At 44.7% G+C, this 13,236-nt stretch carries 13 protein-coding genes and 3 pseudogenes; 5 read left to right on the plus strand and 11 right to left on the minus strand.

What is annotated here, in order from left to right; translation table 11 throughout:
- Nucleotides 1-33: 33 nt before the first annotated feature.
- Complete coding sequence (locus tag QYF49_RS14505; RefSeq protein WP_290400276.1) at nucleotides 34-444, minus strand: hypothetical protein; 411 nt, start codon at nucleotides 442-444, stop codon at nucleotides 34-36.
- Nucleotides 445-685: 241 nt separating this feature from the next.
- Between QYF49_RS14505 and QYF49_RS14510 the strand changes: the two genes are divergently transcribed.
- Nucleotides 686-1,765: an NADH:flavin oxidoreductase/NADH oxidase gene (locus QYF49_RS14510; protein WP_290400277.1), complete on the plus strand. Its 1,080-nt coding sequence runs from the start codon at nucleotides 686-688 to the stop codon at nucleotides 1,763-1,765.
- Between the two features lie 124 nt (nucleotides 1,766-1,889).
- On the opposite strand, the pseudogene QYF49_RS14515 reads toward QYF49_RS14510, so the two are convergent.
- Nucleotides 1,890-2,279 (minus strand): annotated as a pseudogene (locus tag QYF49_RS14515) (GNAT family N-acetyltransferase); the annotation flags it as partial.
- 131 nt (nucleotides 2,280-2,410) lie between these two features.
- Between QYF49_RS14515 and QYF49_RS14520 the strand changes: the two are divergent.
- Both QYF49_RS14520 and QYF49_RS14525 read left to right on the plus strand, forming a co-directional pair.
- Complete coding sequence (locus tag QYF49_RS14520) at nucleotides 2,411-2,839, plus strand: cell wall hydrolase (RefSeq protein ID WP_290400278.1); 429 nt, start codon at nucleotides 2,411-2,413, stop codon at nucleotides 2,837-2,839.
- Nucleotides 2,820-3,251, plus strand: a complete 432-nt coding sequence (locus QYF49_RS14525; RefSeq protein WP_290400279.1) for a YolD-like family protein — start codon at nucleotides 2,820-2,822, stop codon at nucleotides 3,249-3,251. The genes QYF49_RS14520 and QYF49_RS14525 overlap by 20 nt, the downstream gene beginning before the upstream one ends.
- A gap of 34 nt (nucleotides 3,252-3,285) precedes the next feature.
- Here the strand turns inward: QYF49_RS14525 and QYF49_RS14530 are convergent, their stop codons facing one another.
- Entirely contained in the window at nucleotides 3,286-4,107 is an 822-nt protein-coding gene (locus tag QYF49_RS14530) for an STAS domain-containing protein (protein ID WP_290400280.1), read from the minus strand.
- Between the two features lie 228 nt (nucleotides 4,108-4,335).
- Here QYF49_RS14530 and QYF49_RS14535 point away from each other — a divergent pair, with 228 nt between their 5' ends.
- Nucleotides 4,336-4,872, plus strand: coding sequence for a GNAT family N-acetyltransferase (locus QYF49_RS14535; protein WP_425589593.1), 537 nt, complete (start codon nucleotides 4,336-4,338; stop codon nucleotides 4,870-4,872).
- Between the two features lie 44 nt (nucleotides 4,873-4,916).
- Here QYF49_RS14535 and opuFB read toward each other — a convergent pair whose 3' ends face one another.
- From opuFB to QYF49_RS14560, 5 genes and pseudogenes are all read right to left on the minus strand, one after another.
- The gene (gene opuFB, locus QYF49_RS14540) at nucleotides 4,917-6,431 is read right to left on the minus strand and encodes an osmoprotectant update ABC transporter permease/substrate-binding subunit OpuFB (RefSeq protein WP_290400282.1); all 1,515 of its coding nucleotides are present in this window, start codon (nucleotides 6,429-6,431) and stop codon (nucleotides 4,917-4,919) included.
- A complete protein-coding gene (locus QYF49_RS14545; protein ID WP_290400283.1) occupies nucleotides 6,424-7,392 on the minus strand; it encodes an ABC transporter ATP-binding protein in 969 nt (322 codons plus the stop codon). The genes opuFB and QYF49_RS14545 overlap by 8 nt, the downstream gene beginning before the upstream one ends.
- A 107-nt stretch (nucleotides 7,393-7,499) precedes the next feature.
- A pseudogene (locus tag QYF49_RS14550) lies at nucleotides 7,500-7,721 on the minus strand (sensor histidine kinase); the annotation flags it as partial.
- 125 nt (nucleotides 7,722-7,846) lie between these two features.
- Nucleotides 7,847-8,005: pseudogene (locus QYF49_RS14555) on the minus strand (ABC transporter transmembrane domain-containing protein); the annotation flags it as partial.
- Nucleotides 8,002-8,370 (minus strand): ABC transporter transmembrane domain-containing protein, encoded by a 369-nt coding sequence (locus tag QYF49_RS14560; RefSeq protein ID WP_290400284.1) that lies wholly within the window; start codon nucleotides 8,368-8,370, stop codon nucleotides 8,002-8,004. The gene QYF49_RS14560 and the pseudogene QYF49_RS14555, both read right to left, overlap by 4 nt.
- 542 nt (nucleotides 8,371-8,912) lie before the next feature.
- Between QYF49_RS14560 and ppc the strand changes: the two genes are divergently transcribed.
- Complete coding sequence (ppc, locus tag QYF49_RS14565) at nucleotides 8,913-11,672, plus strand: phosphoenolpyruvate carboxylase (RefSeq protein WP_290400285.1); 2,760 nt, start codon at nucleotides 8,913-8,915, stop codon at nucleotides 11,670-11,672.
- Between the two features lie 62 nt (nucleotides 11,673-11,734).
- Here the strand turns inward: ppc and QYF49_RS14570 are convergent, their stop codons facing one another.
- The 3 genes from QYF49_RS14570 to QYF49_RS14580 form a co-directional block, all read right to left on the minus strand.
- A complete protein-coding gene (locus tag QYF49_RS14570) occupies nucleotides 11,735-12,556 on the minus strand; it encodes a prohibitin family protein (protein WP_290400286.1) in 822 nt (273 codons plus the stop codon).
- The gene (locus tag QYF49_RS14575; RefSeq protein ID WP_290400287.1) at nucleotides 12,525-12,689 is read right to left on the minus strand and encodes a hypothetical protein; all 165 of its coding nucleotides are present in this window, start codon (nucleotides 12,687-12,689) and stop codon (nucleotides 12,525-12,527) included. The genes QYF49_RS14570 and QYF49_RS14575 overlap by 32 nt, the downstream gene beginning before the upstream one ends.
- Nucleotides 12,690-12,753: 64 nt before the next feature.
- On the minus strand, nucleotides 12,754-13,131 hold the full coding sequence (locus tag QYF49_RS14580; protein WP_290400288.1) for an ATP-binding cassette domain-containing protein: 378 nt from the start codon (nucleotides 13,129-13,131) through the stop codon (nucleotides 12,754-12,756).
- Nucleotides 13,132-13,236 lie beyond the last annotated feature (105 nt).

The raw sequence follows: 13,236 nt of genomic DNA on the forward strand, positions 1-13,236 counted from the left end.
GCGGTGCTTTACAGTGGCCGCCTTGTTTTTTTATTAAAATAGCATCTCGTGAAACGCTTCTTTAAGGTAACTGTTCAGCAGGGGAATCGTAAATTCCTTGTCATATCGTTCAGAAGCTACCCTGCTTCCATCCCACCCCAGAGTGTCCAGTTCTGTCGTCATCTCGCCGCCATTCTTCAACTGTACCAGGATCGTACCGTTTGGTGTCCGTTCAAAACTGAGCACCGTCTGCTTAATCATGATTTGTGCAAAAACACCCGGGACGGCTTCATTGATCCGGATATTAATCTCATCCGTCTTTTCTTCCACTATTCTTAACTTAAACTTCATATCACTAAAGAAAACATTAATAGAATGCTGGGTCTTATCAATATGAACCCTTGCTTTATGGTCCAGCATGTACATTTCTTTAACCTTCTGGATCAATTTTTCTGAGTATGACATAATCCACCTGCCTTTATCTTTCTATGGAATTACATTCGCTAAAAAGGAAGTTTTCCCTTCTCATTTCTGTCTGAATTTCTCCTTTTGCGTCATTTTTTGTCCATGATTATTTCTGCCGATTAAGGGAAAAATACAAGCTGTCGTTTATACGAGCGCCAGGCAAATTATTTTATCAGGTTATTTTGATTGTGTTACTATGATTTTGTTTTCAACTATTAAAAAAACAGAAGGAGACTTTTCAATGCCACACCTTTTTTCTCCGCTTACTATCAAAGATATTACGCTCAGAAACCGAATTGGGGTTTCTCCTATGTGCCAATACAGTGCCGAGGATGGGATGCCGAATGACTGGCATTACGTTCACTTAGGCTCTCGTGCTGTAGGGGGAGCTGGTCTTGTCATCGTTGAGGCGACCGCCGTGGAACCTAGAGGCAGGATTTCGCCAGAAGATCTTGGCATCTATACGGATAAGCATATTGAGCCATTCAAACGCATCACCTCTTTTCTGAAAGAACACGGAGCTGTACCCGGCATCCAGCTGGCACATGCCGGACGGAAAGCATCAACGTACAGCCCTTGGAAAGAAAAAGAGCAAAGTACAGCCGGAGTCCCGAACGATCAAGGCGGCTGGGATGTAGTCGGTCCGAGTGAGATTCCTTTTAGTGAAGGATATAAAGAACCCAAGGAATTAAGTATCGACGAAATCAAAGAGATTCAGGAAAACTTCCGGCTGGCGACAATCAGAGCACGCGAGGCGGGCTTTGAGTGGATGGAATTTCATGGGGCGCACGGCTATTTGGCACACAGCTTCTATTCTCCGATCTCTAACAAGCGAACGGACGAATACGGCGGCTCTTTCGAGAACCGTATCCGCTTTTTCTTAGAGACTGTACGCATCATGAGAAAGGAATGGCCGGAAAACCTCCCGTTCACCGTCCGTATCTCCTCAACAGACTGGGTGGATGACGGCTGGACAATAGAGGATTCCATCGAGCTGGCTAAACGCCTCAAAGAAGAGGGTGTGGATCTCGTGGACTGCAGCTCAGGCGGAAATCTCCCGAAAGCACCTATTCCTGTCGGTGCTGGCTATCAGAATCTATTCGCCGAAAAAATACGTGAACAAGCGGGTATTCCTACTGCAGCTGTAGGTTTGATCACACAAGCCATGCAGGCTGACGAAATCATCCGCAACGAAAAAGCGGATCTTGTACTGCTAGCACGTGAGCTGCTTCGTGATCCATACTGGCCACTGCGTGCTGCGGAAACTGTGCATCAGAAAGGTGCGCTGGACATCCCCGTTCAATATGAGCGAGGCTGGTAAACATGAAAACCCGGCAAGGACCAAGGTTCCTTGCCGGGTTTTCATTGATTTCATAAAGAGCTGAGAATCGATCATCAGGGTTCTTTATTAACTTATACATCATGATCGTTTGCAGCGGCTTAAAGCCCATTTTTTCATACACACCTTTTGCAAAGTTCGCATCAAACACATTCAATCTTACTTCTTCATATCCATTTCCCTTCAACGCCGTGATCCCGGCTTCTACAAGCTTCTTGGACTGGCCTCTTCCTCTATATTCCTGATGAACGTAGACATCATAAATAAAACCGATCTCATTGCCAGTAAAGTAGTCGGTATTACGGCCAATCATAATCCATCCAGCTACTCTGCCTTGATCTTTGTAGACGAGGTGATAGGTCCCCATCTCTAAGATGGATGAAAGCATACACTCAGCCTTTTCCTGTGAAAGAACACCTTTCCCCTGCATTCCTTCATTTGCAGACAGCGAACATTCGACGTATTCGCGGGTTGCTTGCTCAATCATTCGAATCATCCCTTCTTGAATCTTTCTCAATGCGCTGGAAACAAATAGGATGCTTCTTTTCCTAAAAATTACTGAACTAGGGGTAATGGACCAAACTTATTCTTTATATAGTTTAAAGAAGGTTTCTTGGAGGTGATACCGTGGCTGTCGTGCAAGCCAGCAGCTCAGATATTAATTTGTTAGCCCGATTGCTTCGAGCGGAAGGAGAAGGAGAAGGCGTCCGGGGAATGCAGCTGGTCGGAAATGTTGGAATTAACAGGATCCGTGCCAATTGTTCCGATTTTAAAGGACTGAGGACAATTCCTCAGATGATTTACCAGCCCCATGCATTTGAAGCCGTAACACACGGTTATTTTTATCAATCAGCAAGAACGAGTGAAAAACGCTTGGCAAAGCGAGCGATTAATGGAGAACGTTACTGGCCGGCAAAATACAGCTTGTGGTATTTTCGGCCACAGGGAAATTGTCCGTCCACCTGGTATGGCCAGCCGCTTGTTGCCAGATATAAACTTCATTGCTTCTATCAGCCCCAACCGGAAGAGTGCGACAATGTCTACAATACGTTTTAATGCTTTTAGCAGGCTGGGATCATACAAACAGCCTGCTCCTTCTTGTTTAACAGATAATTCCAGTTCGGCCGATGTTATTCGTGACCGTGGTGACATAAAACGGAAGACAAGCTTGATGCTGCCGGAAACCGTAAGCCAGCTAAATCACTGGTTTCTGAAGGAATATTATGAAGAGGAAGAACCGTTTTCTGATGAACAGCAGCTTGAAGAGATGAACGAATGGATGTTAGATCCTATGGAGTTTGCGTTCCCATTAAATTTCTCGGTGGTTGAGAAAGGCCTCTCGGAAATAAAAGGAATGATTCATTACATGGACGAATCAGCGCGCAAGCTCAGAATCCTTGACAAGGGTGGTCAATTGCGTCATCTTTCGCTGAAGAATATCAAGAATATATCGAAAGCCGATCAGTAAGAAAAATAGGTGCCATTCACGGCGCCTGACACCATTAATTCAACGTCTTTTTTCCAATGGCCTGTTTCACGTTTCCATAGACTTTGATCGAAGTAAAATCAATCCCGGCATTTATAATTCTGCTGGCCAATTCAGGGCGTATCCCTGTAACTGCGATATCGATTCCGAGCAGAGCCAAAACACTGTGTACAGTAAAAATGTGCCTTGCCACTTCGGTATCAATGGTAATAATACCTGAAAAATCAAGAATAAGATATTTGACGCCCAAAGGAGAAATCTTTGGAACCACACGATTTAGCAAGTGGTCCGATCGATTGGAGTCTATCGTTCCGATCAAAGGAAGAATGGCAATTCCGTCTTGTATGGGTACGATAGGTGTTGATAATTCCATGATCTCTTTTTGTGCTTCATGAATGACACGGTCTTTATAGCGTTCAAAAGCGATCACCGTTTCATTTATACTGAGATCCAGCATCAGATTCACTCTTTTGATGACCATGACGACTTCTCTCGTATTCAATCCAAATTCCATGCCGATGTCCGTCAAGAAATCTGCTAACACCATACGGGTATCCGTATAACGAATGATAATTTGGGAAATTTCCAGCTGGCTTCTTGCCGCTGTTTCTCCGTTACCCTTACTCCATGATAACAGCGCCTCAGGAACAGAGCCCTCCTGGCAATCAAGGGATTGTGCTAAAAACACTAAAAACTCATCATACATTGATTTAGCTTGATCGATCTCCTCTTCCGGAACATCAAAACGAAATCTGACGACAATCTCATCAACAATGTCTGAAGCGAGTGTGCCAGAGTTCTCCAATAGATAATGCGCCATAGTGATGAAAGAGTTCATGAACGTACACTCCTATATGTTTAATATCCATTCAGCATGGAGGAATTGATATTTTAATGGTTATTGATAACAAAAGTAATAGTCATATTGTAAACGGCTAGACCTCATTATAGCTTATTTTGTCACGATTGTAAGGGTTTCTTAGAATTGGAAGGATGAAACTCCCTTCTGCCCGTAATTGTTTTATAAGTATGGTACGATATAGGCTAAAAAGGTGGGAAAATGAGAATGGATGGCGAACACTTCTTTTTAAAGCTTCTTGATCCATCCGATAGCGAAGCACTGCTTCAGCTGGAAGTAGACAACCGTGAATTTTTTCAAATGTATAGTCCGCTAAGAAACGATGAATTTTATACGCTGGAAGGACAGCGGGAACGGCTGGAAGTGATCAATAAGATGAGGGAAATGGGTCATCAATACACGTTTGGGATCTTTTTAAAAGGATCTGAAGAGCTCATTGGCGATGTTTCATTGTTTAAGATTGAGCGTGGCCCTGCACAAACGGGAATGCTCGGTTACTGTCTCGATCATCATCACAATGGTAAAGGATATATGACGAAGGTCGTCAAACGGATGATTACGTTTGCGTTCAACGTCAAGAAACTTCATCGTATCGAAGCGGGTGTGATGCCTCAAAACGCTGGTTCCATCAAGGTATTAGAGAAAGCCGGATTCCATAGAGAAGGCATTGCTGTAAAATCAATAAAAATAAACGGAAGATGGGAAGATCATCAAATGCTTGCCATCATTAATGATGCCGAATGACCTCACCTAAAAAGACCGCTCGAATTAAAGAGCGGTCACTTTACTTATAGAAGGTTTTCTTTCTCTAAGTATTGCTTTGCCACCTCATCAGGTGACATGCCATTAACATTCACTTTGTAGTTCATCTCCCTCATCTCGCCGTCTGTAATTTTATTGGAAAGTTTATTGAGGGCTTTTTTTATTTCAGGATACTTTTCGGCCGTTTCCTTTTTCAGGAGAGGTGCTCCTTGATAAGGAGGAAACAGGTGCTTGTCGTCTTTTAAAACGGTCAGATCGTACTGACGCAGCTCACTATCGGTGGAATAGGCGTCCACGACATTAATATCTCCTTTTTCAACAGCGTTGTACCTCAGCTTTGGTTCCATCGTTTTAACGTTAGCAAGCTTGATTCCGTATTTCTTTTGTATGCCGCGGTAGCCATCCTCCCTGTCAGCAAATTCCAGCGTAAAACCTGCATTAATATTGTTGCTCGCCTGTTTAAGGTCGGAAATGGTTCTAAGGTTATACTGGTCCGCTGTCTGCCGGGGAACCGCCAAGGCATATGTATTGTTGTATTTCATTGGACGAAGCAGCTGCATATCAAATTTATCCGCCATCCCTTTTCTTGCCTGCTCGTACACTTTTCTGCTGTCCGTGCTTGAGGCTGTTTCTTTTAAGAATTCAGAGATCGCTGTTCCTGTAAATTCTGGATAGACATCGATGCTTCCTGATTTTAGCGCATTGAAAACAAAAGATGTCTTCCCCAGTCCAGGCTTGAGTTCAACATTCAAGTCCGTGTCTTTTTCAATTAAGAGCTTGTACATATTGATTAGAATTTCAGGCTCTGAACCGAGCTTTCCGGCAATTACGATATCTTTTTGTTCACCCCTCATGGCGAAAGGAACAATGACGACGAGCAGAGCGACAACACCCAGAATCCCAAAGGTAGTCATAGACCGTTTAAAGGTCATACGTTCAAAGCTTCTGAGCAGAAAATCAAACAGGATCGCGAGCAAAGCAGCCGGTACTGCCCCGAGGACGATGAGCATGGAATTGTTGCGGTCGATGCCAAGCAGGATAAGGTCTCCCAGTCCACCTGCCCCTATTAATGCAGCGAGTGTTGCGGTACCGATAATCAGAACCATCGCCGTCCGAATTCCCGCCATGATGACCGGCATCGCCAGCGGAAGTTCCACCTTGATCAGCCTTTTTCTGCTGTCCATGCCCATCGCTCTCGCTGCCTCAATCAGTGATGGATCCACTTCTTTGATCCCCGTATACGTGTTTCTTAAGATAGGAAGCAGCGCATAGACAACGAGCGCGATGATCGCCGGTATTTTACCGATCCCGAACAGGGGAATCAACAGTCCGAGCAGAGCCAATGACGGTATCGTCTGCAGGACCGCGGTCACTCCGATCACGGGCTCAGCGGCTCTTGGCCTCTTGGTGAGAAAGATGCCGAGCGGAATAGAAATCATTACGGCAAATAAAAGTGCAATAAAGGAAATCTGTATATGCTCGAGCAGTGCGCTTGCCAGCGCACCTTGTCTATCTTGAAAAACCTGTAAGAAATTATTCATGGCCGCCGCTCCCTTCCTTTAGATGATCGGCAAGATATTGAATGACGGCCTGCCTGTTGATGGTGCCGATGACTGCGCCTTGTGCTTCAACTCCAAGCTTTTCTTCCTTTGTTAAAAGTGCCAGTGCATCTTTTAAAGAAGATGATGCAGGTATTGTTTTGAGCTGATCGGGGAAAATTTCATCCTTCCTCAAAGGTTCCGCAATACGGGAAAGATCTGCCATTGCTTCAAAACTCCCTTTGTCATTTCCAACAAAATTTCTTACGAATTCATCCGCAGGCCGCTGTATAATGTCTTCTGGTGTTCCTACCTGAACCACTTCTCCATCCCTCATTACACAGATTCTGTCACCCAGCTTTAACGCTTCTTTCATATCATGTGTGACGAACACGATGGTCTTCTTAATGCGGCGCTGCAGGCTGTACAGGTCCTCCTGCAGCTTTTCACGGCTGATCGGATCGAGGGCGCTGAACGGTTCGTCCATCAGAATGATCTCAGGATCTGCTGCCAAAGCCCGCACCACGCCGATCCGCTGCTGCTGGCCGCCAGACAGTTCCTTCGGTTTGCGGTTTCGGTACGTTTTTGAATCTAATCCCACCATGTCCAGCAGTTCATCCACACGTTCATGAATTCTCTCCTTGCTCCATCCTCTTAGCTCAGGAACCACTGAAATGTTTTCCTGGATGGACATGTGGGGAAACAGGGCGATCTGCTGAAGAACGTACCCGATGTTCCAGCGCAATTCATGGATATCATAGTCACTGATCCTCATGCCATTGATCAGAAGAGTGCCCTCTGACAGTGTGATCAGCCGGTTGATCATCTTGAGCATCGTTGTTTTGCCGCATCCGCTTGGTCCGATGACCACGAAGAATTCGCCCGCTTTGATTTCCAGATTTAGAGATTTGACCGCAGCTGTGCCATCTTGGTACTTTTTCGAAACGTTATCAAATTTAATCATTCACCTGCTCCTTAAATATAAAGTAGCTAAACATCTATAATATATAAAAAGCCGGCACAACACTACACCTGTTCGGTTATGTGAGCCAGCTCTCCATTTTATGTTTATTATTCTACAGCCTCAGGAAGATGGACAGTGAAAATAGTCCCTTTTCGCAGTTCGCTCTCGACTTCTATCCGTCCATCATGCATCTCCACAATTTTTTTTACGATAGACAATCCCAGGCCGCTTCCTTCAGCCGCTCTGTTTCTGGATTTATCCGATTTGAAGAATCGTTCAAAGTTGTGAATCTTATCTTTTTCTGAGATTCCAATTCCGTTATCCTGAATGGATCGCCTGGTATTTTCCTTCCTTGATGCCGAAAATGAAGAAGGTTCTGAATCCCGCTTCTGCCGTTTTGATATTCCTTCTCCTCCGCATTTGAAGATTTCACAAGACGGATTTCCATAAGCACTTTACTAAGTATCCCAGTGAATCTCGCATTCTCGTCTTGTGTGGCCTTTGAGATTTTATGCATTTGCTTGCCAATCGGAATTATAACCAGCATGGCGACCGGTACGATGACTAACGTGATGAGCGTCAGCTTCCAGTCGAGGATTAACAGAAAAATCACAGAGCCGATGATCGAGATGATACCTTTAATAAAAATTTCGTAAAATGCTCGGATGCCAGATTTTTAATCACAGCGGTGTCGTTAGTCATCCGGCTGATCGTTTCCCCGGTCTGGTTATGATCGTAAAAAGGAATGGGCAGGGAAATCAGTTTTCTCCATAACCAGTCGCGGATTCCGGCCACGATTCCATTGCCAACCATACTCAACAGATAGACAGATATTCCCCCTGCTGCGGCACGTGCAAGCAGTACAGCCGCCAGCAGCGCGATCTGACCCCCTTTTAATGTTGATAAAGAAAATTCATCCACAAAGTTTTTTGTAAAAAGCGGAACACATAAACCGACAAGTGTCGTAATGACACTCATGACAATCGCCATACCGCGGATTGATCTTTTTTATCAGATCAATGAACTGCTTCGAGCTTACATTATTCTCTTTTTTCAAGTTCATCACCTTCATTGGCAAAATTTGTCCCTTCTCCCTTTACTATACCGGAAAGAAATGAACAAAGTATGAACGGCATACGCTGCTGTTTACCATTTTTGCAGAATGTCTAAATTGTCCCATATTTCCTCTGAACACGGGACAAACTGATATAGTAAACACATCCCAACAACCCCTTTTCATATTTTCAGACGTAAAACCCGGTCATCGGGCCTTTGATGATATTCTTTTATCAAAATCCCTTGGGCCGGGTCTTTTTTTTTGGACGATTCTTTTGAATCCGCTTACACCTAGAACTGTTATAGTTTTTTTTGATCCTAAAGTTACACAGTTTCACCTCCATCTCGTATTCTTTTGTGAAAATCTAGACAATTTATGATACAATGCCTATAAATCGAAATATTCTAATAATAGAACAGCACCAAAATAAAAGAATGACAGCTAAGAAACGGAAGGTGAGACGATGACAACAATTACAGAAACAGCAAAATTGGAACAAAGCAGTTCACCCCTCCGCCGAGATGTAAAATCTCTCGGCCAGCTGCTCGGAAATGTTCTGGTTCATCAATGCGGGCAGGCACTTCTGGATAAAGTTGAAAAAATAAGAGAAATGACAAAATCTCTTAGGAACAATGACCGGTTATCCTATCAAGAACTGAAAAATGAGATTGCCAGCTTAAAGCACCCAGAGCGCCAGCAAGTGATACGGGCGTTTGCTGTGTACTTCCACCTCGTCAATATCGCTGAACAAAACCACCGCATCCGGCGCAGAAGAGAATACCAGCTTAAAGATGGACATCAGCCTGGGTCATTGGAATACACAGTCACCCAGTTTAAAGAAAACGGCATTAACGCTGAAGTCATTAAGAACGTCGTTGAGAAACTTTCGATGGAGCTGATTATTACTGCCCATCCGACAGAGGCGACAAGGCGCAGTGTGCTGGAAGCCCATAAAAGAATCGCTCTTCTGCTTCACCAGCTCGACCAGAACGTGCTTACTTCCCGTGAGAGGGAGGAGCTCAATGAAAAATTGCTTAACGAGATTACCATCCTCTGGCAGACCGATGAATTGCGTCACCGAAAGCCGACCGTGATGGATGAAGTAGCAAACGGGCTTTACTATTTCGATGAAACATTATTCGAGGTTCTTCCGCAGATCCATCAGGAGCTGGAAGACACGCTGCAGGAACATTATTCAGCTGAGGACTGGCATGTGCCAAACATTTTGCGCTTCGGTTCATGGATTGGCGGTGACCGTGATGGAAATCCGAATGTCACCCCTGCGTTAACATGGGAAACATTAAAGAAACATCGTAAACTCGCGCTAAGAAAATACCATCAGGCCCTTACTAACCTCATGAAGCAGATGAGCCAATCTTCTAAACATGTGGCGGTTTCTCAGGAATTAAAAGATTCCATTCAAAAGGAATTATCCATTCTGCCGGTTGAAGAACAATGGAAAATCGAGCATGAAGTATACCGATGCAAAATTGCGATAATGAAGAAAAAGCTGGAGCTCGTCGGCAAAAAGAAAGACGGCTATAAAAGTTCTGAAGCGTTCTTAAAAGACCTTCAGCTTATAAAACGCAGCCTTCTCGGACATTCTCCGCAAGGCTTCCGTCTTAAATGCCTGGACCAGCTCATTCGGCAGGTTGAATTGTTCGGCTTTCACCTTGCGACACTCGATATCCGCAATCATAGCGGGGAGCATGAAGCGGCGATCAGTGAGATCTTTCATTCTGTGAATCTTGCTGACGACTATTCGAGTCTGACGGAAGAAGAAAAAGTAGAACTGTTAGGGAAAGTATTACAGGATCCCCGGCCATTGCTTCTTCCCTACGCTGAAGATTACTCTAAAGAAACAACGCAGATTATCGATGTCTTCCGGATGATTAATAAGGCCCATGAGGAATTTGGCGACCGGTCAATAGAGGTATATTTAGTCAGTATGACAGAGTCGGTAAGTGATTTATTGGAAGTCCTTGTGCTAGCCAAAGAAGCAGGAGTTTATCGGCTTCATGCTGACGGTCGGGTAGAAAGCAAGCTGAATGTCGCTCCCCTCCTCGAAACGATCGATGACCTGATAGCCGGTCCAGCCATTATGGATAAGCTGTTTTCCATGGATTTTTACCAAAAACAGCTGAAGGAGCATGGCAATACACAGGAAATCATGCTCGGTTACTCGGATGGAAGCAAGGATGGGGGCACGTTGACGGCCAACTGGAAGCTGTATAAAGCTCAGCAGGAAATCCATGAGGTGGCCGATCGATACAATGTCCGTTTAAAATTCTTCCATGGCCGCGGCGGATCGCTCGGGCGCGGTGGCGGACCGCTCTATCGCAGCATTCTATCACAGCCTTCTGAAACTCTGGGAGACGGCTTTAAAATCACCGAACAAGGTGAAGTGCTGTCTTCAAGGTATTCACTTTATGACATTGCCTATCGCAGCCTTGAGCAGGCAACCTCTACCATGCTCTCTGCAGCTGCTAACGCTTCTAAAGATGCCGAGCAGAACAACAGCCGAACGAAAGCATGGGAAGAAGTCATGGAACGCATCTCTGCGGCTTCACTCAAAAAATATCAGGAGCTTGTCTTTAAGGACCCAGACTTCCTGACATACTTTAAACAAGCGACTCCTCTTCCAGAACTTGGATCTCTCAATATCGGTTCCCGTCCCATGAGCCGTAAAGGGAGCGAACGATTCGAAGATCTCCGGGCCATTCCATGGGTGTTCGCCTGGACACAGAGCCGCCAGCTCCTTCCCGCCTGGTATGCGGCTGGCACTGGGCTTCAAAGCTTTATGGAAAGCGAGGATCAGCGGGATCTTCTGAAGCAAATGTATCGTGACTGGCCGTTCTTCCGTTCGACCATCGATAACCTGCAGATGGCATTAATGAAAGCTGACTTAACCGCTGCAAGGGAATATACTGCAATGGTAAAAGACCAGGAGATGGCGAAACGGATTTTCTCTGAAATTGAGAATGAATACCGCCGCACGACTGAAGCGATCCTTTTCATCACCCAGCAGGAGCATTTAATGGACCAGCTGCCAAACATTAAGGAATCCATCAGACTGAGAAACCCGTACGTTGATCCACTAAGCTTCCTTCAGGTTGAATTGATTTCCAAACTGCGTGAAGACGAGCCATTGGACGAAGACCTGTTAAGGGAAGCATTGCTGACCATCAATGGGATTGCAGCCGGACTGAGGAATACCGGCTGAGTATAAATAAAAACAGCCATTCGTTCATCGAATGGCTGTTTTTTATGGTTTTTTGCCTGCCTCTATTTTTCGTCGATCGGCAATTGAATCAATTGATTGGAACCGGTGGCTTTCGGCATCTTGCCATCCCATTTCTCAATCCATTTATTCTGAATTACTTCTTTTGAGATTGATTTCTTTATGATGTCATTGTAGTCAGCAACCCCTTTTGCTTCAATCTGTTTCTTGGCTGCTTCTGCTTTGGCGATCTTCAGCTCAATCTGCTTACGTTCAAGCTCCTGGGCTGCATCCACTCTCTTGTCAATGGCCGCTTGTGTTGACTTATCAGGCTTTGGCACGCCAAGCGTCAGGTTGTTGACATTAAAACCGAGCTTTCGGACATCTTCTGCAAAGATTTTCTGAACGTCTCCAGCGGCTTCTGATGATTTCTCACCATATGTATCAATTACAGAATATTTAGCGATCGCTTTACGCCCTGCATCCCATAATCTTGTTCTTAGATAAGAGCCTTCAATTTCTTCAATCTCAACCGGACCGAATTTGTTAAAAACATTCACGACTTTATCGGGCTGTATGCTGTAGTTATAGGCAAAGTCAATCGTTACACTCTTCCCGTCAGAAGTAGCTACCTGTATGTTGCTATAATTTACAGTCTGCATCCTTACGGGGTAAACTGTAACCTTGTCAAACAACCCTACCAGGTGCCACCCTTGGCCGAGCGTATCCTCCTGAACGCCCCCATTCGGGCTGTAAACAACACCGACGTATCCATTTGGAATCTTTTCTATGAATAATGATGTGAGCCCGACTGCAAGAAGCAATGCAATTCCAATGATGACTCCCCCTAAAACTCTACGGTTTTTCCCCTTTTTGCTCTTCTCCATCCTGTTCCTCCTGCAGTTTTTCTTTTAATTTTGTTGCCGTAACACCCACTTTTTTAAACGAAGGAGATAGGATTAGCCATACACCAAAACAAAGTACCAGCACAAGAAGCATTGAGCCGAGCCATACTTTCATTCTTCTCCCTCCCCTTTACTATTATTGCGATGAATCCTAAATATGTCATTATGGAACTCTCCTACTATAGCATACCGGCAACTCCCCTAAAAAAGAACAACTGGGATTCCAGCTGTTCTTTCCTCGCAGATTTCTGTTCTTGACGCCAATCTTCAATGTTCCAAACATGAGTGATCCTGTCTTTAGAGAAGTCTGGTTCATGTGATACAAGCAATACCGCTCCCTCATATGTTACAAGAGCTTCTTTAAGAGCTTGTTTGGACTGGGGATCCTGAAGTTTTCCATACTCCATTAACAAAGACTCCAGCAAGGTGGATTTCCCAGATCCGTTTCTCCCCGCCAATCCTGCGTGTTCACGCGGCAGCAGCAGGAAACAGATATCTTTAAAATTCAGCTGATCTCCATACTTATGGGTCATATATTCTACTGATAAAATACTCATTTCATTCTCTCCTTTGCTTATTCCTTGCAAAGCTAACAGAGAGAACAGTATGATAAAAAACTATTGAATTTTTGGCAATAAAAAGGGGGTAAGGCGAATACGCCT

The sequence above is a fragment of the Fictibacillus terranigra genome, from assembly GCF_030412265.1.
Taxonomy (GTDB): Bacteria; Bacillota; Bacilli; order Bacillales; family Fictibacillaceae; genus Fictibacillus_C; species Fictibacillus_C terrinigri.

Bases quoted from the DNA above. Each gene is read 5' to 3' on its own strand.
- QYF49_RS14525 (WP_290400279.1), top strand. From the start codon at position 2,820: ATGTCTACAATACGTTTTAATGCTTTTAGCAGGCTGGGATCATACAAA.
- QYF49_RS14570 (WP_290400286.1), bottom strand. From the start codon at position 12,556: ATGGAGAAGAGCAAAAAGGGGAAAAACCGTAGAGTTTTAGGGGGAGTC.
- QYF49_RS14510 (WP_290400277.1), top strand. From the start codon at position 686: ATGCCACACCTTTTTTCTCCGCTTACTATCAAAGATATTACGCTCAGA.
- QYF49_RS14505 (WP_290400276.1), bottom strand. From the start codon at position 444: ATGTCATACTCAGAAAAATTGATCCAGAAGGTTAAAGAAATGTACATG.
- QYF49_RS14580 (WP_290400288.1), bottom strand. From the start codon at position 13,131: ATGAGTATTTTATCAGTAGAATATATGACCCATAAGTATGGAGATCAG.
- QYF49_RS14560 (WP_290400284.1), bottom strand. From the start codon at position 8,370: ATGAGTGTCATTACGACACTTGTCGGTTTATGTGTTCCGCTTTTTACA.
- QYF49_RS14575 (WP_290400287.1), bottom strand. From the start codon at position 12,689: ATGAAAGTATGGCTCGGCTCAATGCTTCTTGTGCTGGTACTTTGTTTT.
- ppc (WP_290400285.1), top strand. From the start codon at position 8,913: ATGACAACAATTACAGAAACAGCAAAATTGGAACAAAGCAGTTCACCC.
- opuFB (WP_290400282.1), bottom strand. From the start codon at position 6,431: ATGAATAATTTCTTACAGGTTTTTCAAGATAGACAAGGTGCGCTGGCA.
- QYF49_RS14530 (WP_290400280.1), bottom strand. From the start codon at position 4,107: ATGAACTCTTTCATCACTATGGCGCATTATCTATTGGAGAACTCTGGC.
- QYF49_RS14535 (WP_425589593.1), top strand. From the start codon at position 4,336: ATGGATGGCGAACACTTCTTTTTAAAGCTTCTTGATCCATCCGATAGC.
- QYF49_RS14545 (WP_290400283.1), bottom strand. From the start codon at position 7,392: ATGATTAAATTTGATAACGTTTCGAAAAAGTACCAAGATGGCACAGCT.